The following is a 19,799-nucleotide window of genomic DNA, read 5'->3' as shown; positions in this document are numbered from 1 at the left end:
CCTGCCGGATGGCGTATCGGCCGGAACTCTATGCGAACCTTCGTGATCGTAGGCCGGCCCAATGTCGGAAAGTCGACTTTGTTCAACCGCCTTTGCGGGAAAGAGATCGCATTGACCCACTCCGATCCGGGGGTGACACGGGATCCCCTCTCCGCTTTTGTCCGCTTCGGCGGGGAAACAGCACTCCTGATCGACACCGGCGGAGTCACACTTCCGCGCACCGGGCTGGAACGCGCGGTCGTCAGCCTTACCCGGGCCGTTCTCGAAAAGGCGACCGATCTCCTTTTCGTTCTTGACTGCCGGGCGGGAGTGACTCCGCTCGATCGGGAAATCGCCGCCTCTCTCCGCAAGCTCGGCAAGAAGGTATGGGTGATCGCCAACAAAGCCGACGATGAAAAGCTTGAGGCATTCGCCGGCGAGCTCTGCGAGCTGGGCTTCGGCGATCCGATCTTGGTCTCCGCCGCGCACAACCGAGGGATCCGGCGATTGCGCGAGAAATTGATGGGCGAAGGGGGCGTCCTTCCCGGTTCTTCGCCGGCGATCGAAGAGCCCCCGCGGCGGCTTTCCTTCCTCGGGCGGCCCAACGTGGGCAAATCGACGCTGGTCAACGCCTTGATCGGGGAGTCCCGATTGCTCGTCGCGCCCGAGCCGGGGACCACGCACGATGCCATCGACATTGCGTTCACCTGGCGCGACCGGCGACTCCTCCTTATCGATACGGCCGGACTGGCCCCTCGGCATAAGCAGAGGGAAGGACTCGAGGCGAAAACCGCCGGCCGTTCCCTCCACGCGCTCGCCCGTGCTCACGTGGCCATCCTGGTGCTTGACGGCTACTCGGGGATTACACGCCAAGACAAGAAAATCGCCGGCTGGATTCAGCGCATCGGCCGGCCTTGCGTCATCGCCCTCAACAAGTCGGATCTTCTCTTGAAGGCGCCCGACGAAAAGACAACGGAGGTCCTGGCGGCCGATGCGCTGAAGAGAGAATTACCCCAGCTGGCCTTCGCCCCCGTCGTCCCCTTGAGCGCCAAGGAGGGAACCAACATCGACCGCCTGCTCGAAACGAGCCTTCAAGTCGATGCGGAAGCGAAAATCGAGATTTCGACCAGTGCGCTCAACAGGTTTTTCCAAAACGTCCAGCGCCGCGTCCCTCCTCCGCTATCCAAGGGGAAGCGCCTCAAGATCTATTATGTCGTAAACGAAACAGCGCGAGGGTCGGCGGCTGCTTCCGCGCTCCGTCTACGCCTTTACGCAAACGACCCGAAGCTTCGCGTCGAATCCTACGAGCGCTTCTTGGAAGCGCAGATGCGAAAGGAATTCCCCCTGCTGGGCCGCCCGATCCACTGGAGATGGGAAAAGGCGGAAGGGAGGGAAAAAACCATCAGCGGCAAGCGGCGGTTTCCGCTCCGGCCAAGCCGAAGAGGGCAAAAATCTTCCCTCTAACGAGCGTCGGGGCCGCTAGGAAGACCCCGAGCGCTCTGAGAGGAGCCCGATCACGATCGGCCACGGCAAGGGAGCCATGCCGACTCCGGCCGTCGCCAGGAAAACCACGAACGCCACCCCTCCGATGGAGCAGGTCAACCCATCTTCCGCACAATTTTGAGGATTGTTTTGGCACATGAAGGACTTACGCAAAATAATGTAGGACGTGTAATGCGAATACAATGTGAATAACATTTGTTTGCATAAGCATCATGCTCTTGGCATATTGTAGGCATGTACGTGCAAGAGGTGCGCACTTGCCAGAGGGGCAAAGTCTACCGATCCGTTCTTGTCCGGGAGTCGTATCGGGTGGGCAAGCAGGTCAAGACCAGGATCCTGTCCAATCTGACCCGGATGCCGGTGGAGGTCCAGCAGGCGGTCCGAGCGCTGCTGCAGGGGAAGAAGCTGGTGCCCCTGGACGGACTGGAAGGGCAGGAAGCTCTGGATTACGGAGGACTCGCGGTCCTCGAGCAAGCGTGGCAGCGATTTGGACTCGATCAGGTTCTTTCCGGGGTGGGTTCGGAGCGGAAGGGGCGGCTTTTGAAAGCGATGATCTTTGGACGGATTCTCTTTCCCTCTTCCAAGCTCGCCCTTCGGGAGGAAGCAGGCGGGACGCTTTTGGCTAAGGTATGCGGGCTGGAGGAGAAGGACCTGGAAGAAGACGATCTCTACCGGGCGATGGATGGGCTCAACGGCGTTTGGAGCGGGATCGAGAAGAAGCTTTACCGGGAAGCCCAACCAGAGGGAGCGAGCTTGGTGCTCTATGACCTTTCGAGTGTCTACTTCGAGGGGGACGGCCCCGAGGGATTGGCGCAGTACGGCTACAGCCGGGATCACCGGCAAGATCGGCGGCAGGTGCTTCTTGCGGTCGCCACCGATGCCCGGGGGATCCCGATCCATGTGGAGGTCCTGCGGGGGAACCGGGCGGACAGCACGACGCTGACGGGGCTCTTGGTGACTCTCAGACGCCGACTCGGGATCCGAGAGGCTACCTTCGTCTTCGATGGCGGGATGAAGAGCCGGTGGAATCTGGAGATGCTCACCGGCATGGAGCTTGAGTACGTGACCCGATCAACTGGGACCAAGCTCCAGGAGATCGTTCGGCGACTTCCCAAAGATCGGCAGCTCTGGCTGACGGATCGAACCCGGGTGATGGAGATCGAGCACCAAGGGGTTCGCTACGTCGTTGCCGGAGGGGAGTGGCGCGCGATGCGCGATCGGGAGCGGCGGCAGAGCCGCATTGCCCGAGGAGAGGAAGAGCTGCGCCAGATTGCCAAGGCAACGCGCAAGGGAGCAGACCCGGTCGAGCTCGGCAGCCGGATCGGCCGGGCGCTCCAGCGGATCCAGGCCCATAAGTACTTTCAGTATGGAGTCGACGCCAAGGGCCGGTTCTGGTGGAAGCTTGACCAAGAGCGGGTCAAAGAAGAAGAGGCGATCGACGGCTGGTATCTTTTGGAGACCAACCTCCCGTCCGCCAAGGCTTCTCCTCAGGAGGTGCTGACCCACTACAAGCGGCTCGCAGAGGTCGAGGCCGCTTTTTCAGAACTCAAGAGCTACCTCGAAGTCCGTCCGGTCTATCATTGGCGGCCCGATCGGGTCCGCAACCACGTGAGAATCTGCTTCTTGGCTTTCTGGATGAATGCCCGCCTCAGGACCGAATGGGTGGCCAAAGGGTTTACCGAAGAGGTGCCCAAGGTGCTCCGCCGCCTTCAGGCGATCCGCTTGATCCGGCTTGCCCCAAACGGACGGCCTTTGATCGGGTTCTTCTCCAAGATCCCCGCCGACATCAACGCACTGCTCCAAAAGCTCGACCTGCTCCCCCTCTTTGCTCGCCCGCCCAAATGGGCCATGTAGGCAGAACGAAAAAGTCTTAACGTTCTGCTACAATCACTTGCGACACTACACAGCGGAAGTTCGGTCAACAGCCAGAAGCCCGGTCGCGGGCCCGGCGTCCGGCGCCGTTCGCGGACGACGTAAACCATCCCCTGCCCGGAAAAAGCAAGCCAGGCGAAGACCAGAGTTTGCAGATGGCGGGTATCCAGCCGGAGCCAATGGGCCCCGAGCCAGAAGATCGTGTAGGAGAGAGCCAGGAGGCAGGCGGCGAAGATCCCGGCAGCCATCACCACGGAGCGGATCGGCCATCGCCGGCAGCGGACCGGAATCCGGACGCGGTCGGAGGCGAGGGACATCGTGATGAAATCGTTCGTCAGGAGAAGCAGCACTCCGAGAAAAGGAGTCAGAAGGAAATTGCCGGCAGAATAGAGGCCAATGGTGAGAAAGACGGCGACCTCGATCGTCTTGATGATCTTGTTCAGAATGCAGGTCAGCATCCGCTCATAGATTTCCCGGCTGGTCTCAACGGCGGCGACGATATCCATGAGGCCCGGATTTGTGAGGGCGATGCTCGCCGCTTCCCGTGCGACATCGCAGGCGGTGCTCACCGCGATTCCGACTTCCGCCTGCCGGAGCGCGGGTGCGTCGTTCACCCCGTCGCCGGTCATCCCAGTGACATGACCTTCTTTCTGAGAGCAATCGATGATCCGAAATTTCTCTTCCGGATACACGTTCGCGAAGATGTCACAGGAATCGATCGAATCCTCCTTGCGGTCGCCGGCGCAATCGGAACGGAGCAGACCCGGTCGCCGATTCCGACCCGGCGTGCAACGGCACGGGCCGCCGGTTCGGCATCCCCGGACACCAGAAGCACGCGGATTCCCAGTTCTTGAAGCCGGGTGACCAGGCTGCAGGAATCATCACGGACCGGATCGGAAAAACCGAGGAAGCCTGCCAGCGTCAAGGGCTCCCGGCCGCCCGCCGCCACGGCGAGAACCCGCTCTCCCTGAGAGGAGAGGGCTTCCGCTTTTCGGGCCGCTTCCGCCGAAAAACCTCCCACGGCGCGCTCTAGCCGCCATTTCTCACCGATTTCGCAACCCGGGCGCCGCACATGAGCTCGGGCGCAAGGCGCTGCGGCGGTTCTTCCTCCGGAGCCGTAGGATGACATAGAGCAGGGGGCGGAAAAACCAAGAATCGACGAGGCGGCCGGCTCCACCGCAGAGCAGCGGACATTTGTGAGAGTGGCAGGGATTGGCGGAGGCCGCACGGGAAAAGAGTATCCGCTCACCCTCCTTCGTGCTAGATTTACTTGTATTCGTCGGCTCAAGGCCCGGCGAAAGTCTCGGCCGCAATGACCAGTACCGGTTCCTTCGAGCTTTCTCGCATCCGAGAGACGCTGCTGCTGATGGCAAGTCTCGCGGCCCGACATCTGCGTTTGGCGCTCCAAGCCCTCATCGAGAGAAACGATTCCTTCGCCGATTCGGTCGAAAAGCAGGACTCCGAAATCGACTCACTGGAAGTCAAGGTCGACGATCTGGTCATCACCTACATCGCCACGCACAGCCCGGTGGCTATCGACTGCCGCTTTGTATTGGTGGCTTCCAAGATTTCCAGCGATCTCGAACGGATCGGCGACCAGGCGGTCACGATCGCCCGCCTGGCGCGCCGACTCAACACCGCTCCGCCGCTCAAGCTCCTTTTCGACCTCCCCCGGATGGCCATGGTAGCCGAGGAAATGTACCGGGATGCGATCGACTGCTTCATCGAGGCCAAGGCCAAGAAGGCTATCGACATCGTCCGGCGCGACAAGGAAGTCGACAGCTTCAACAGGATGCTTTCCGAGGAGCTGCTCCAAACGATGCGCGACCAACCGGGAGCGATCCCCCAGGCGACGAGCCTGCTCCTGGTCAGCCGGGCGATCGAACGGATCGCCGACCACGCCAAAAATATCGCCGAGGAAGTGTATTACCTCTACCGCGCCAGGGACATCCGTCATCGGAGCCGAACGGGGATCCGGTGACCAGCGCAGTCGAGCGCCGCTTCCGCCCACAACCAAGCGGCCATGCGGGGGGGCTGCCGCCCCTCCGGCGTCCGCTCAGCGAGCCGCGGCTCCTCCGGGCACCAGATAGGGACTCCACTGCTTCCATAGGATGTAGACAATGACGGCAAGCAGGAGGAGAAAGAAAAAAAACCGGTTTCGATCCCGCTTCCGCTGAGCGCTATGCTGCCATCTCGAAGAGCGCCTTCCGGCCCCCGCCAGCCGAGCCTGAGCGGCGTCCGCCCCTTCCGAAGAAAAATGACGCGGCAGGCTCTCCGGATCCTGTTCCCGCGAAACAGCTTCTTTCGAATCGCGCGGCATGGTCCTACTTCTTGAACATCCAAAACCAGAAGAGAGAAAGAGCCAGCAGGGAGAGGATGAGGGGGAGGGAATACGCAAATCCGCTCGCCACCTTTTGCCAAAAGCCCGACTCCTGCTCGACCTCCGCCGCCGCTTCTTCCCCGCGCGGAGCACCGCCCTCCCGCACGGCACCATCCCAACCGAGCCGGTTGATCCTCCCCTGGGCTTGCCGCAGGGCGGCCCGGGATTGATCGATCAACGCCAGCGCCTTGGTCAACTCCTCGCCCAGGTTTGCCGGTTCCCAGGATGCCGGCTCCAGGGCCTCCAAGGCGGAAAGCTGTCCGGCGAGCGTCTTCCGGACCGAGCGTATGTCTTCGAGCTCCCTTTCCCATTCCTCCTGATGACGCTCCAAAAGGGCGATGCTCCGCGTAAGCTCTTCGGTGACCGCTCGGTGTCCGACCTCGAAATCCCGCTGTTTCTTCCGCAATTCTTCGAGCTGGCGCTTCTGGCGCTCGATCTCCTCGCGCCTCCGCTCCAGGTCCAGCAGGACCTCGTGGGCCTGCTGAACCTTGATATTCAGATCGTCGACGGTATACCGGGAACCCGTTTCGCCCTCGCCAGGCAAAGGCGCGGTTTCCCCAGCTTTCTTGTTCATGAACCGGTCTTGCGCAACATCCTACCCGTCCATGCCCGCCACGCAAGCCTTTGCGATTCGGGGACCGGCCCGTCCTCATCCCTACCGGAGGGACGAGGACGGGCGCAAGAGTTCCTTGACAAGGGATTTCGCTCTTGCCTTGACTCGTAGCGTCCGTGCGATCCTCTCCTCCCTTTCCGCTCCGCACGACTCCCCTGGCGGATCGCCACCGAAAATGGGGAGCGCGCATGGGGGAATTCGCAGGGTGGAGCCTACCCATTGTCTACACGACCGTGGCGGAGGAAGCATCAGCCGTTCGCCGAACGGCAGGGCTCTTTGACGTGAGCCACATGGGAGAACTGGTCCTGCGCGGGCCGGATGCTCCGGCAGATCTGGACCGCCTGTTTCCGAGCAATATCGGCTCCCTGGAGGTCGGGCGCGGATGCTACTCCTTGGTGTTGCAAGAAGACGGAGGAATTCTCGACGACCTTTTCCTCTACCGGATCGAGTCGTCGACGTTTCTTTGCGTCGTGAACGCCGCCACGACGCCGAGCGACTTCCGCTGGCTGTCCGAACATCTTCAAGGGGCCGGGACGACCGTGACGGACGCGAGCGAACACTGGGGCGCTCTAGCCGTCCAGGGTCCGGAAGCTCGAAAGATCGTCCGATCGATCCTGCCGGAAGTTCCGGAGGCGCTCGGCCGTCGCGCCATCGTTGTCGCTTCCTGGGAAGGAACTCGGTTATGGGTGGCGCGCACCGGCTACACGGGGGAGGATGGGGTGGAGCTGTTTTTTCCGGTCCCGCTTGGCCCCGGCCTCTGGGAGGCTATTCTGGAAGCGGGTGCCTCATCGGGAATACGCCCTTGCGGGCTGGCGGCAAGGGACATCCTCAGGCTGGAAGCCTGCTTACCTTTGAGCGGCCAAGAGCTAACCCCGGAGGTGACGCCCGTGGAAGCCGGCCTGGCTTGGGTCGTCGACTGGGAGAAGAGATGTTCCTTTCCGGGAAGGAGGGCGCTGGAAGAGAGAAGGATCCGAGGAGCCGAAGTCCTTCTGGTCGCCTTCGTGGTCGACCCCCCGGCTCCTCCGCCCAGGACCGGCTATGAGCTCCGGAGCGGAGAAACCGTCGTAGGGAAGGTGACCAGCGGTGGGTTTTCCCCCACCTTGCGCGCGCCGATCGGCATGGGGTACGTGCGGACGGAGCTGGCCGCCCAAGGCACGCGCCTTGCTTACACGGTCCGGGGACACCGCTATGAGGCAACCGTGAGGGCCGCTCCTCTCTATCGAAGGAGACGCAGATGAACATTCCGACCGACCGTTTCTATTCCGCTTCGCACGAATGGTTGCTGTGCGAAGGAGATACCGGTGTGGTGGGCATAACCGATTACGCGCAACGGGAGCTTTCCGACATCGTCTTCGTCGAGCTGCCGGCCGTCGGCACGCGCGTCCGTCAGGGAGAAGCCGTCGCGACGATCGAATCGGTGAAGGCCGCCTCCGACGTCTACGCCCCTCTCTCCGGGGAGGTCAGCGAGATCAACGCCGCACTGGCCCGGGACCCGGGCTTGATCAACACCGATCCCTACGGGGAGGGCTGGCTCTTCCGGATTCGTATCGAAAACCAGGCGGAAATCGCGAAACTGCAACCGCCGGAAGCCTACGAAAAGCTTACGCAGCGCGGCGAGGCGACCTCGACGTAGGGAACCGCCGCCCCCTTGCGAAGGTCTGTCTGTCCCATCTGGTCGGTAGCCGAACATGATGAACGATCCGGAAGCATCCGCCTCCTTTGTCGATCACCACATCGGCCTAAGCCCCTGGGCGCGTGAAGAGATGGCCGAAGTTCTCGGCTTTCCGTCGGCGGAGGCGCTGGCGGACGCAATCATCCCCCGGAACGTCCGCACCCGAACTCCGTTGTCCCTGCCTCCGCCTCGTTCGGAAGCGGAAGCCTTGGCGGCGCTGCAAAATCTTGCGAAGAAAAACCGCATCTATCGCTCCTACCTGGGCATGGGCTATTCGGCGTCGGTCACGCCGTCGGTGATCCGGCGGAACGTCTTGGAAAATCCAGACTGGTACACGCCGTATACCCCCTATCAGTCGGAGATCAGCCAAGGGCGGTTGGAAGCCCTTCTGACCTTCCAGACCCTCGCCGCCGACCTTACGGGGCTCGAGGTGGCCAATGCGTCTCTCCTTGACGCCGATTCGGCTGCCGCCGAAGCCATGGTCCTCTGCTTGCGCGCCAGCCGCATCCCGCATGCGCGGCGCTTTCTGGTCTCCCCTCTCTGCCACCCGCAGACCATCGCGGTCGTGCGGACCCGCGCCGAACCCCTCGGCATCGCCGTGGACCTACGCGATCCGCTGCGGGACGGCCTCCCGGAAGAGGCGTGCTTCGGCGCTCTCCTTCCTTATCCGACGACCGAGGGGATCCTCTTGGATTATGCCGGCGTGATCGCCGCGCTCCGGGCACGCGGCACCATCGTGGCCATGCACGCCGATCCGCTCGCGCTCTGCCTCTTTCGCTCTCCGGGCGAGATGGGCGCGGACCTTGCGGTTGGCTCCTTGCAACGCTTCGGCCTTCCCCTCGGCTACGGCGGACCCCATCCCGGCTTCCTGGCGGCGCGCGCGAGCTATCTCCGCAAGATGCCGGGGCGAATCGTCGGCATTTCTCGGGACCGGGAAGGGAGACAGGCGTTCCGCCTAGCTTTGCAAACGCGGGAGCAGCACATCCGGCGAGAGAAGGCGACAAGCAACATTTGCACGGCACAGGCCCTTCCCGCCGTCGTGGCCGCCTTTTACGCGGTCCACCATGGACCGGCCGGGCTACGAAACATCGCCGAAGGTGTCAGGATGCGGGCCGAGCGTTTGGCGGATGCGCTTGCGGCCATCGGGGTCCCGATTCTTCCGGGGACGCGCTTCGATACGGTCGTCGCCCTCATGCCCGCGTTCCGATCCGAATCCTTGCTTTGCCGAGCCCGGAGCAGGGGGATCAATCTGCGCCGGCTGCCGTCGGGGCTCGGTATCTCCCTGGACGAGACGACCGAGGAAAAAGATCTGCTCGACCTGGTCTCTCTTTTTGCGGAGGAATCGGGCCATCTCCCGGCACGCCTTCCGCCGGAGAACGCGGTCGCGTCCGCCATCCCGCCCGGCCTCCGGCGGGATCGCCCGCTCCTGCCCCATCCGGTCTTCCACCGGTACCGGAGCGAGACCGAGCTCCAGCGATACATCCGCCGGCTGGCCAGCCGCGACATCAGCTTGACGACCTCGATGATCCCCCTCGGATCCTGCACTATGAAGCTCAACGCGGCGGCCGCCATGCTCCCGATGCTTTGGGACGAATTTTCCCGACTACATCCTTTTTGCCCGGTCGAGCAGGCCGCGGGATACCAGGAGCTCTTGGGCGACCTAGAACGCTGGCTCAAGGAGATCACGGGGATGGCGGCGGTCTCTTTTCAGCCGGCGGCGGGCAGCCAAGGGGAGCTCGCCGGACTCCTGGCGATTCGCGCCTACCACCGGGCGCACGGCCAGGGGAATCGGGACCTCTGCCTCCTGCCGGTTTCCGCGCATGGAACGAATGCCGCCAGCGCCGCCGCAGCAGGCCTTTCCCTTCAATCCGTGCGCTGCGACGCGGAAGGGAGGCTCGACCTGGCGGATCTTCAGGGCAAGCTCTCCGAGGTGGGATCCCGCGTCGCTGCAATCATGATCACCTATCCTTCCACCTACGGCTTTTTCGACGAGACCCTTCCGGAGACGATCCGCATGGTTCGGGACGCGGGCGGACTCGTCTACCTTGACGGAGCCAATGCCAATGCATTCCTGGGGTTTTGCCGCCCCGGAGAGCTCGGGGTCGATGTTTGCCACCTCAACCTCCATAAAACCTTTGCCATTCCCCATGGCGGTGGAGGACCGGGGGCGGGGCCGATCGCCGTTTCTTCCGCCCTCGCCCCCTTCCTCCCATCCCATCCTTTTCTCCCGCACGCAGCGGAAGGAAGCGTGGGCCCGGTCAACGGCTCCCCCTGGGGGAATGCAGGAATCTATCCCATCACCTGGATGTTCCTTGCGATGATGGGTGCGAGCGGCTTGAGACAGTGCGCGGAAGCCGCGCTTCTTTCGGCCAACTACATCGCCTACCGGCTCTCTCCCTACTTCCCGGTGGTCTTTCGCGGGCGCTCCGGGCTGGTAGCCCATGAGTGCATCGTCGATCTCCGTCGGTGGAAGGAATGCGGGATCGACGTGGAGGACGTGGCGAAGCGTCTGGCCGATTTCGGCTTCCATGCGCCGACGGTCTCCTGGCCGATTCCCGGGACGCTCATGATCGAGCCGACCGAAAGCGAGTCCAAGGAGGAGCTCGACCGCTTTTGCGAGGCGATGATCACGATTCACGGCGAGTTGGAGCGCGTGCGCCGTGGCGAGCTTCCCCGAGAGGACAACCCTCTCCGGAACGCTCCCCATACCGCAGCCGCCGCGGTGGCCGAGCCGTGGAGCCATCCCTACACGCGCGAGGCGGCGGTCTTCCCGCTTTCTTGGTTGCGGGTGAGGAAGTACTGGCCGCCGGTGGCCCGAGTCGACAATGTCTATGGAGATCGCCATCCCTCTTGTACCTGGCCCGTCGAGGACAAAGCAGCTTCCGCAGGCGGTTAGCCCGCGCGTCTTCCCACCGCTCTCCTGCAGCCGGTCCAAGAGATGCGGAATGGGAGGCTCGGCGGGTCTATGCCCGCCGTTGCCAAGAAAGCCGAATGCGGTGTCGGACGGGATAAGGAGTGCGCACCTTTTTGCATAGATCCCCGGCCATGGCAAAACTTGGACCCATCGGATGGATTCTCCTGCGCGCCGGCGTCTCCGCAGCGCTGCTGACCGTGATTGTTTGGCGTATTCCTTGGACAGGGATCGGCGAGGCCTTCCATGGCTCCGAACCCGCGTGGATCTTGGCAGCCATCCTTCTAGCCGGCGCTCAGGTGACGTTTGTCTCGCTTCGCTGGCAAGCCCTGCTCGGCGCGCAAGAGATTGTCCTCTCTCTGGGCGAGACCCTGAGGCTCACCCTCATCGGCCACTTTTTCAGCGCATTCCTCCCCGGTTCCACCGGTGGGGATCTGGCGCGGATCTACTACGCCGTCCGCGCGGCTCCGCGCCAAAAGGCGGCCGCCTCCTTTTCCGTTGTTTGCGACCGATTGGTCGGAGTGATCATCCTGCTCCTCATCGGCTGCGCCTTCTCCCCCGTCCTCTACTATGGGGTCTACTCGAGAAATTTTCTGATTCGCAAGGTGCTTCTTCTCTTCCTCCTTGTTGCGGTAGGAATTTTGCTCTTCTCCCTGCTTGCCTGGCTCCTGCCGTGGCTGCTGCGGCGGCGGTCGTTCCGGCTTTGGGAGAAGCATGCTCCGTTACACCGTCTTCTCGAGGAGCTTTCTCACGTTCTCCGCCGATTCGCCGCCGCCCGATGGACCGCTGGCCGTGCGGCGCTCTTCGCCTTGTGCGGCCACATTGCCACCTTCGCTCTAGCCTGGTGCACCGCGATTGCACTCCATCTGCCGGTCCCTTTCTGGATCTTGGCTGCCGTTCTCGCCGTCGTGAGCGTCCTGGACGCCATCCCGATCAGCATCTCCGGGCTCGGTGTGCGGGAAGGCCTCTTGGTTCTTTTCTTCCAGCCGCTTAGCTGGACAGGCGCACAGGCGGTGACCTTTTCTCTACTCTTCTTTGGAGTCAGCCTCTTTTGGAGCTTCGCCGGCGGCATTCTCTATTGGCGCTATAAGGCGGGACGGTCGGCGGAGGAGCGCAAGATCGCCCGATAAGCGGGAGGAGAAGAAGACGTCGATGTGGCAAGCAGCAGTGCGACTGGTCGAGCGCTTGCGGAGGGCGGGCCATGTGGCCTACTTCGCCGGCGGCTGCGTGCGCGACCGTCTCCTCGGCCGGGAGATCCACGATATCGACATCGCGACCACAGCCAGACCCGAAGAAGTGCAGAGGCTTTTTCCTGAATCTACAGGCGTCCACGGAAAAGCCTTCGGAGTCGTCCGCGTTCCCGTAGGCGGTTTCTGTTTCGAAGTCGCCACCTTCCGCCGTGACATAGGAGCCAGCGACGGGAGGCATCCCGATCGCGTGGAATTTGCCCGTCCGGAAGAAGACGCTTACCGCCGGGATTTTACGATCAACGCGCTCTTCTATGACCCGATCGCCGAGCAGCTGATCGACTATGTCGGAGGCCGGTCCGATCTTGCCGAAAAGAAGATCCGCGCCGTCGGGGATCCGCTCCGGCGGTTTGCGGAGGACGCGCTTCGCCTTCTGCGCGCCGTCCGCTTCGCCGCTAACCTCGGATTCACCATCGAACCGTTAACCTGGCAGGCACTCCAAGCGCAGGCGACGGCCATCCGCTGGATCAGCGTCGAGCGGATCCGCGACGAGCTCGATCGCATCTGGTCCGGACCCGCGCCCGCCGTCGGCCTCGAGCTATTGGACCGGAGCGGGCTTCTCCTGGAGATCCTTCCCGAAATCTCGGCTTTGCACGGTGTTGCGCAGCCGAAAGAGTTCCATCCCGAGGGGGACGTTTTCGTGCATACGCGCCTCTTGCTCGAGCAGCTCCGCAACGCTCCCCTTCCTTTAGCGTGGGCCGCCCTGCTTCACGACGTAGGGAAGCCAGCCGCCCAAAGACGGGATGCGAGCGGCAGGATCCGTTTCTTCGAGCACGAAGTCATCGGCGCCCGCATGGCTCGCGCCATCCTGACACGACTCCGCGAGCCTAACGCTCTGATCGACGCCGTGGTCCCCATGGTCGCCAATCACATGGCTTTCAAAGATGCCAAACAGATGCGCCCCGCAACACTCAAACGACTCCTCAGCCGCAGCACTTTCGCCATGGAGCTCGAGTTGCATCGCATCGATTGCCTTGCCTGCCATGGAGATCTGACGATTTATGAGTTTTTGCGCGCCAAGTTAGAAGAACTTCCTCCCGAAGACATCTCGCCTCCTCGGCTCCTCACCGGACATGACCTTCTCGCCCTTGGCGTTCCGCCGGGTCCGCGCATCGGCTCTCTGCTCGCAGCCGTTCGCGAAGCCCAACTGAACGGGCAGGTGCGAACCCGGGACGAGGCGCTCTCCCTCGCATCCCGGCTGCTCTCCTCCGGCTCCGCGCCCCCCGGCGCGGAAGCGGCTCCCGAGAGCCGACTGTGACGCAGCCCCCTCGTTTGCTCGCCTAACCCGCACAGCGCAGGCTTATGCAGGGGATTACGCGCCGCGCATACATGGTCGTTCCTACCGCAAGACTCACGATGAACATAATATGTTTATGCGCAACTACTTCCTATCAAGGCTAAAAATCCGATCCCGCTCGCTTCCGATAGCGGAATCCCTTGTCTCTCCTTTTTCCCGTTGACGACTCTCACTCCCTTTGTCACAAACAGCCTGGAAGCGGATCGGATCCGCGTCCGAAAGGAGCGAGAATGAAAGAAGCAAAAAAGAATAAGCGTTGGAATCGGGTCGATCTCGTCGAGCATGTCCAAAAGGAAATGGGGAAGGACACCACGAAGGCCCTTGCCGAATCGGCGGTCGGCGCCGTCCTGGACGGACTCAAGACCGGCATACGGAAAGCGAGCACCGTTCAGCTAATCGGATTCGGCACCTTCAAGGTCGTGCATCGAAAGGCCCGAATCGGGGTAAACCCCAAGACCGGCGAGCGCCTCAAGATTAAAGCATCGAAATCGGTTCGGTTTTCTCCTGGAAAGGCATTGAAGGATAGTTTGTAAGTCGGCTCATATCTTCTGATCTGCCTGTCTACTCCTTGCCGCGTCGGCACAGGGAACAGAGGATAGGGAGCATCCGCGTCTATGCTCGTCTCACTCTAGGATTACGACGGGAAAGGCCGGAGCCCCTCCCGCGGGAACTCCGGCCTCTGCCTCTTTCTGAGGGAAGCGACCTCGCCGCGATGGCAGGCCGTTTCCGCTCTCGCGTAGTCCGCCTTAGTATTCGTCGCCCGCCCCCGGACTCGGCGGCGTAGCCTTCTTCTCCTTTTCGGGAATCTCCGTGACCATCGCTTCCGTGGTCAGGAGAAGGCCGGCCACCGAAGCCGCATTCTGCAAGGCCGTCCTCGTCACCTTGGCCGGATCGACGATCCCCGCCTTGATCATGTCGACATACTCGCGGGTCGCCACGTTGTACCCTTCATCACCGTTCCGGGCCTTCACCGCATTGACGATGACGCTCCCTTCCAATCCGGCGTTGTTCGCCAGCGCGCGGAGAGGCTCTTCGAGGGCTCGCTCCACGATCTGCGCTCCCACCTTCTCATCTCCTTTGAGGTCGAGCTTGCTGACACAGGGCTGGCACCGCAGCAGGGCGACCCCGCCTCCCGCGACGATCCCCTCCTCGACCGCAGCACGGGTCGCATGGAGGGCGTCTTCCACGCGCGCCTTTTTCTCCTTGAGCTCGGTTTCGGTCGCGGCACCCACGCTGACGACGGCCACTCCTCCGGCCAGCTTCGCCAGACGTTCCTGCAGCTTCTCGCGATCGTAATCGGAGGTGGTCTCCTCGATCTGCTTCCGGATCTGGTTCGCTCGCCCCTGGATGGCGCTGGCCGAACCCGAACCTTCGATGATCGTCGTGTTCTCCTTCTCGACGACGACCTTCTTGGCGCGGCCCAGGTCCTCAAGCTGCACGTTTTCGAGCTTGATGCCCAGATCTTCGGTCAGACAACGCCCACCGGTCAGGATCGCGATGTCTTCCAGCATCGCCTTCCGGCGATCGCCGAACCCGGGTGCCTTCACCGCGCAAACCTGGAGGGTGCCGCGCAGCTTGTTAACCACAAGCGTTGCCAGGGCCTCGCCCTCCACGTCCTCCGCGATGATGAGCAGCGGACGGCCCGCCTTTGCGATCTTCTCCAGAAGGGGAAGCAGGTCCTTCAGGCTCGAGATCTTTTTCTCATGGATGAGGATGTAGGGATTTTCCAACACCGCTTCCAGCTCTTCGGCGTTGGTAACGAAGTAGGGGGAAATGTAGCCCTTGTCGAACTGCATGCCTTCCACCACCTCGAGCGTGGTCGCGATCTGCTTCCCTTCCTCGACCGTGACGGTGCCGTCCTTGCCTACCTTATCGAGCGCGTCGGCAATGATTTCGCCCACCGAGGCATCCCAGTTCGCGGAGACCGTGGCCACCTGCTTGATCTCCTCTTTCTCCTTCACCTTCCGGGCGACTCGCTTGAGCTCGTCGACCACCGCGCTGACCGCCTTGTCGATTCCGCGCTTGAGATCCATCGGATTGGCACCGGCCGTCACATTCTTCAGGCCTTCCCGGTAGATCGCATCGGCAAGAACTGTGGCGGTCGTCGTACCGTCGCCGGCGACATCGCTGGTCTTGGACGCCACCTCGCGAACGAGCTGGGCTCCCATATTCTCCCAGGGATCCTCCAGTTCGATCTCCTTCGCCACCGTCACCCCGTCCTTGGTGATGGTCGGTGCTCCGAACTTTTTGTCCAGGATGACGTTACGACCCGCCGGCCCCAGTGTCGCCTTGACGGCCTTGGTCAGCTTCTCGATACCGCGCAGCAGGGCATGGCGCGCCGCTTCGTCGAAGATGAGTTGTTTTGCAGCCATACTTCTATGATCCTCCGCTTGTTCGTTCTTCGTTCCTCAAAACCGTTTTCCTTTATCCTCCAACCACGGCAAGGACGTCATCTTCCCGAAGGATCTGATAGGACTCCCCTTCGATCTTCACCTCGGTGCCGCCGTACTTGCTGATCAGGACGCGATCCCCTTTCTTGAGCTCGATGGGAATACGCTTGCCTTCCTCCAGCCGGCCCGGACCGACGGCTATCACCGTGGCCTCCTGCGGTTTTTCCTTGGCGGTATCCGGAATGATGATTCCGCCCTTTTTGGTCTCCTGCTCCTCGATCAACTTGACGAGGATTCGATCCCCTAAGGGGCGAATATTCGGTTCGGTCATTTGCTGCTCCTTTCTTCTCAGTTGCTTGGATCTATCGCGAGCCGGCCTTCCGGCCGGTCGCCACCCAAAAATCTCTGCGGCCTCTATTCCTTCTTGTCCTTGTCCTTGTCGATCATCTCGAAGTCGGCTTCGATCACGTCTCCCTTGGCAGCCGACCCTCCCCCGGAAGGTGGCGGGGAGGTCTCGCCGGATTTCGATGCACTCGCCCGCCCGGACGCCGTCGCCCGGTACAAGTCGGTCGAAACGGCTTGGATCTTCTCATTGAGCTCGTTCGTCGCAGCCTTCAGGGCTGCCGCATCCTCGCCGGTGAGCAACCCGCGTACCCGTGCGATCAGGTTTTCCATTTCGACCTTTTTCGCCGAATCGATCCGCTCGCCGTGCTCCCGAAGAAGCTTTTCGGCCTGATAGGCGAGGTTGTCCGCGTTGTTCTTGGCCTCCGCGACCTCCTTCCGCTTCCTGTCCTCCTCGGCATACTCCTCTGCTTCCCGGGTCATCCGCTCGATCTCTTCCTTGGAAAGACCGCTCGATCCGGTGATCGAAATCTTCTGCTCGCGCCCCGTCCCCAGGTCTTTCGCCGACACGTTGAGAATGCCGTTGGCATCGATGTCGAACGTCACCTCGATCTGCGGGACGCCCCGGGGCGCCGGAGGAATTCCGTCCAGATGAAAGACTCCCAGCAGCTTATTGTCGCGCGCCATTGGGCGCTCTCCTTGGAGCACCTTGATTTCGACGCTCGGTTGATTATCGGAAAACGTGCTGAAAATCTGCGACTTGCGTGTCGGGATCGTCGTGTTGCGCGGAATCATGGGGGTAGCGATTCCGCCCGCCGTCTCGATCGCCAACGTCAGAGGAGTGACGTCGAGCAACAGTACGTCCTTGACTTGACCGCGCAGCACCCCGCCTTGGATGGCGGCGCCCACGGCCACCACCTCGTCGGGATTGACTCCTTTATGCGGCTCCTTGCCCACGAGCCTGCGGGCCGTCTCGATGATCTTCGGCATGCGGGTCATGCCGCCGACCAGGACCAGCTCGTCGATATCCGCCGGCGATAGCTTGGCATCGGCCAGACAGTCCATCACCGGCTTCACCGTCCGCTCCGCCAGAGCATCCGTCAGCTGCTCCAGCTTGGCCCGCGTGAGCTTCTTTTGGATATGCTTGGGTCCGGTCTGATCGGCGGTGATGAACGGAAGGTTGATCTCGTACTCCGTAGCAGAGGAAAGGGCGATCTTCGCGCGCTCCGCTTCCTCCTTGAGCCGCTGCATCGCGTCCGGCTGCCGCCGCAGATCAATCCCGGTCTCCCGCTGAAACTCCTGAATGAGCCAGTCCATGATTGCGGCGTCCCAATCATCACCCCCCAAATGGGTATCGCCGTTGGTCGCCTTGACTTCGAAAACCCCCTCCCCGATTTCCAAAATCGAAATATCGAAAGTGCCTCCGCCGAGGTCGTATACGGCGATCCGTTCGTCCTTTTTCTTGTCCAGGCCGTAGGCGAGCGAAGCCGCCGTCGGCTCGTTGATGATCCGCAGAACCTCAAGGCCGGCGATCCGCCCGGCGTCCTTGGTCGCCTGCCGTTGGCTGTCGTTGAAGTAGGCGGGCACGGTGATCACAGCCTGGGTGATCTTCTCGCCCAGCTTGGCCTCCGCATCCGCTTTGAGCTTCATCAAGATGAACGCGGAAATCTCCTCCGGGGTGTAGATGCGCTTCTCACCCCCTACCTCGACCTCGACGGCGCATCCTCCGCCTTTCCCTTCCACGACCCGATACGGGACCCGCTTGATCTCATCCTGAACTTCCGAAAAGCGCCGCCCAATGAACCGCTTGATGGAAAAAATGGTGTTGCGCGGGTTCGTTATCGCCTGCCGCTTGGCGGCTTGGCCTACGAGGCGTTCCCCCGACCGCGTGAATGCCACAACCGAGGGGGTCGTTCGCGCCCCTTCCGAATTCTCCAGGACTACAGGCTGCCCCCCCTCCATGACGGCCATGCATGAATTGGTCGTGCCCAAATCGATTCCGAGAACGTGCGCCATGCCTTCTCTTCGCAGAAGGCGTGCCAAATCGGCCGATAAGCTGTTAGACGCTCGTAATTATCAACTTGGAAATGTCCACGCCTCCACGGCTACGCGGGAGATGTGGGTCAAAAAAACGCAGCAGGTGGGTCATGTTGACCCAGCTTGCCGCAATGCGGTCGTCAATTTTTCCTGAATGCCGTCGAATCCACCGTTGCTGAAGATCACAAGGACATCTCCCGACTTCACCAGGGTCAAGAGGTGTGCGGTGATCGCGTCGGCGTCGGGCTCGAAGAACGCAAGCCTTCCTTTCCGCCGCAGATCCTCTACGACCCTGCGAGGATCGAGGCGATCCGAGTCGGGAAGCTGATCCTTGCGAGCCACATCGGCGAGAAAGATTCCGTCCGCCCCTTGCAGCGCCTCGGGAAGCGCCTGCTGGAAAACAGCGCGTCTTGTGGTATTGCTCCGCGGCTCGAAAATGGCCCAGAGGCGGCGGTCCGGAAACCGAAGACGGAGGGAACGGAGGGTCTCTCGAATCGCTGTGGGATGGTGCCCGAAATCATCCACGATCGTCACCCCCCCGACTTCCGCATGCACCTCGCCGCGGCGCCGCACCCCGCGAAAGCCGGGCAACCCTTTTTCGGCGATCGTATCGAGAGAGACCCCGCCATGGACGGCCGCCGCCACGGCCATGGCCGCATTGCGCACGTAGAGTTCGCCGACCAGAGGGATTCGGAGGCGGCGGCCCAGCATTTCGAACTCGGAACCCTCTTCGAAGTAGCGAACGACCCGGATCGGAATCTCCGCCTTTTTTCCGAATCCGACCCTGGTCACGGGTGCCGGACTCCCCTCGCAAACGGCCAAGCTGTTGGGATCGTCCGCATTCACGAAGACTCGACCGGTCCGCGGCACAAGCTGCACCAGCCGCCGGAAAGAGAGTTGGATCGAGGCAAGATCGGGGAAGATGTCCGCATGGTCGAACTCGATGTTGTTGATAAGAACAACCTCCGGAAGGTAGTGGAGAAACTTGCTCCGCTTATCGAAGAAGGCCGTGTCATACTCGTCGCCTTCCAAGACCCAGATATCGCCATTCCCCTTGTGTCCGCCGGCTCCGAAATTCTCGGGCAAGCCGCCTATCAGGAAAGAGGGATTCTTCCCGGCGGCGGCGAAGAGCCACGCCAGCAGGGAGGCGGTGGTCGTTTTCCCGTGAGTGCCGGCAACCACAAAGTTTCGCGATTTCCAGAGAAAGAGAAGCTTGAGCAGTTCGGGAAGAGAGAGATAGAGGCGCTTCTCCTCCAAGACCGCCTCCAGCTCCGGATTGCCTCGCCGGATCGCGTTGCCCACGATGATGATGGCTCCGGGATCCTTCGGCAGGTTTTCCGGTCGATATCCTTCGTGCAACGGAACGCCTCGGGACGCCAGGAAGGTCGAGAGAGGCGGATAGACGCTTTCATCGGAGCCGCCGACCCGCCACCCCTCTTCCTGGAGCATGGCCGCCGCCGCCCCCATGGCCGTTCCGCAGATTCCGAGAAAGTGGAGGCGCGCGCGACCCTCCGGCGGCCCGCCGGCAAGCCAAAATGGGGTGCTGCGAATCAACG

The 19,799-nt window shown here is 62.1% G+C and carries 17 protein-coding genes and 1 pseudogene; 9 read left to right on the top strand and 9 right to left on the bottom strand.

What is annotated here, in order from left to right; all coding sequences use genetic code 11:
- Positions 1 to 30: 30 nt before the first annotated feature.
- Positions 31 to 1,443 carry a ribosome biogenesis GTPase Der gene (der, locus tag MTHMO_RS00635; RefSeq protein ID WP_202213074.1) on the top strand — a complete coding sequence of 471 codons (1,413 nt, stop codon included), beginning with the start codon at positions 31 to 33 and terminating at the stop codon, positions 1,441 to 1,443.
- A gap of 15 nt (positions 1,444 to 1,458) precedes the next feature.
- On the opposite strand, the gene MTHMO_RS11075 is transcribed toward der, so the two are convergent.
- Positions 1,459 to 1,581, bottom strand: coding sequence for a hypothetical protein (locus MTHMO_RS11075; protein ID WP_255535314.1), 123 nt, complete (start codon positions 1,579 to 1,581; stop codon positions 1,459 to 1,461).
- A 135-nt stretch (positions 1,582 to 1,716) separates the two neighbouring features.
- On the opposite strand from MTHMO_RS11075, the gene MTHMO_RS00630 reads away from it, so the two are divergent.
- Positions 1,717 to 3,336 carry an IS1634 family transposase gene (locus MTHMO_RS00630; RefSeq protein ID WP_202213073.1) on the top strand — a complete coding sequence of 540 codons (1,620 nt, stop codon included), beginning with the start codon at positions 1,717 to 1,719 and terminating at the stop codon, positions 3,334 to 3,336.
- 464 nt (positions 3,337 to 3,800) lie between these two features.
- Here MTHMO_RS00630 and MTHMO_RS10760 read toward each other — a convergent pair.
- Positions 3,801 to 4,046 (bottom strand): annotated as a pseudogene (locus tag MTHMO_RS10760) (HAD-IC family P-type ATPase); the annotation flags it as partial.
- Entirely contained in the window at positions 3,980 to 4,375 is a 396-nt protein-coding gene (locus tag MTHMO_RS00625) for an HAD family hydrolase (protein WP_202213072.1), read from the bottom strand. The gene MTHMO_RS00625 and the pseudogene MTHMO_RS10760, both read right to left, overlap by 67 nt.
- 291 nt (positions 4,376 to 4,666) lie before the next feature.
- On the opposite strand from MTHMO_RS00625, the gene phoU reads away from it, so the two are divergent.
- The gene (phoU, locus tag MTHMO_RS00620) at positions 4,667 to 5,335 is read left to right on the top strand and encodes a phosphate signaling complex protein PhoU (protein WP_202213071.1); all 669 of its coding nucleotides are present in this window, start codon (positions 4,667 to 4,669) and stop codon (positions 5,333 to 5,335) included.
- Between the two features lie 75 nt (positions 5,336 to 5,410).
- Here the strand turns inward: phoU and MTHMO_RS00615 are convergent, their stop codons facing one another.
- Positions 5,411 to 5,674 (bottom strand): hypothetical protein, encoded by a 264-nt coding sequence (locus MTHMO_RS00615; protein WP_202213070.1) that lies wholly within the window; start codon positions 5,672 to 5,674, stop codon positions 5,411 to 5,413.
- A gap of 4 nt (positions 5,675 to 5,678) precedes the next feature.
- Positions 5,679 to 6,308 (bottom strand): hypothetical protein, encoded by a 630-nt coding sequence (locus MTHMO_RS00610; protein ID WP_202213069.1) that lies wholly within the window; start codon positions 6,306 to 6,308, stop codon positions 5,679 to 5,681.
- 155 nt (positions 6,309 to 6,463) lie between these two features.
- On the opposite strand from MTHMO_RS00610, the gene gcvT reads away from it, so the two are divergent.
- The 6 genes from gcvT to MTHMO_RS00580 all read left to right on the top strand — a co-directional run bounded on the left by gcvT (position 6,464) and on the right by MTHMO_RS00580 (position 14,007).
- Positions 6,464 to 7,585 carry a glycine cleavage system aminomethyltransferase GcvT gene (gene gcvT / locus MTHMO_RS00605; RefSeq protein ID WP_202213068.1) on the top strand — a complete coding sequence of 374 codons (1,122 nt, stop codon included), beginning with the start codon at positions 6,464 to 6,466 and terminating at the stop codon, positions 7,583 to 7,585.
- Positions 7,582 to 7,980, top strand: a complete 399-nt coding sequence (gene gcvH, locus MTHMO_RS00600; protein WP_202213067.1) for a glycine cleavage system protein GcvH — start codon at positions 7,582 to 7,584, stop codon at positions 7,978 to 7,980. Before gcvT ends, gcvH begins: the two co-directional genes overlap by 4 nt.
- A 58-nt stretch (positions 7,981 to 8,038) precedes the next feature.
- Complete coding sequence (gcvP, locus tag MTHMO_RS00595) at positions 8,039 to 10,915, top strand: aminomethyl-transferring glycine dehydrogenase (RefSeq protein WP_202213066.1); 2,877 nt, start codon at positions 8,039 to 8,041, stop codon at positions 10,913 to 10,915.
- Positions 10,916 to 11,064: 149 nt separating this feature from the next.
- Entirely contained in the window at positions 11,065 to 12,060 is a 996-nt protein-coding gene (locus MTHMO_RS00590; RefSeq protein WP_202213065.1) for a lysylphosphatidylglycerol synthase transmembrane domain-containing protein, read from the top strand.
- 22 nt (positions 12,061 to 12,082) lie between these two features.
- Positions 12,083 to 13,435, top strand: a complete 1,353-nt coding sequence (locus tag MTHMO_RS00585) for a CCA tRNA nucleotidyltransferase (RefSeq protein WP_202213064.1) — start codon at positions 12,083 to 12,085, stop codon at positions 13,433 to 13,435.
- A 269-nt stretch (positions 13,436 to 13,704) separates the two neighbouring features.
- Positions 13,705 to 14,007 (top strand): HU family DNA-binding protein, encoded by a 303-nt coding sequence (locus tag MTHMO_RS00580; RefSeq protein ID WP_202213063.1) that lies wholly within the window; start codon positions 13,705 to 13,707, stop codon positions 14,005 to 14,007.
- 213 nt (positions 14,008 to 14,220) lie between these two features.
- Here MTHMO_RS00580 and groL read toward each other — a convergent pair whose 3' ends face one another.
- The 4 genes from groL to murC form a co-directional block, all read right to left on the bottom strand.
- Positions 14,221 to 15,846: a chaperonin GroEL gene (gene groL / locus MTHMO_RS00575; RefSeq protein WP_202213062.1), complete on the bottom strand. Its 1,626-nt coding sequence runs from the start codon at positions 15,844 to 15,846 to the stop codon at positions 14,221 to 14,223.
- 52 nt (positions 15,847 to 15,898) lie between these two features.
- Positions 15,899 to 16,195, bottom strand: a complete 297-nt coding sequence (gene groES, locus MTHMO_RS00570) for a co-chaperone GroES (RefSeq protein WP_202213061.1) — start codon at positions 16,193 to 16,195, stop codon at positions 15,899 to 15,901.
- An 83-nt stretch (positions 16,196 to 16,278) separates the two neighbouring features.
- A complete protein-coding gene (gene dnaK, locus MTHMO_RS00565) occupies positions 16,279 to 18,222 on the bottom strand; it encodes a molecular chaperone DnaK (RefSeq protein ID WP_202213060.1) in 1,944 nt (647 codons plus the stop codon).
- Between the two features lie 129 nt (positions 18,223 to 18,351).
- Entirely contained in the window at positions 18,352 to 19,797 is a 1,446-nt protein-coding gene (gene murC / locus MTHMO_RS00560; RefSeq protein WP_237394666.1) for a UDP-N-acetylmuramate--L-alanine ligase, read from the bottom strand.
- Positions 19,798 to 19,799: the final 2 nt, after the last annotated feature.

This window comes from Methylacidimicrobium sp. AP8, assembly GCF_903064525.1.
Taxonomy (GTDB): domain Bacteria; phylum Verrucomicrobiota; class Verrucomicrobiia; order Methylacidiphilales; family Methylacidiphilaceae; genus Methylacidimicrobium.
Note: the sequence above shows the minus strand (reverse complement) of the source record. Positions and strands in the feature narration are given on the sequence as shown.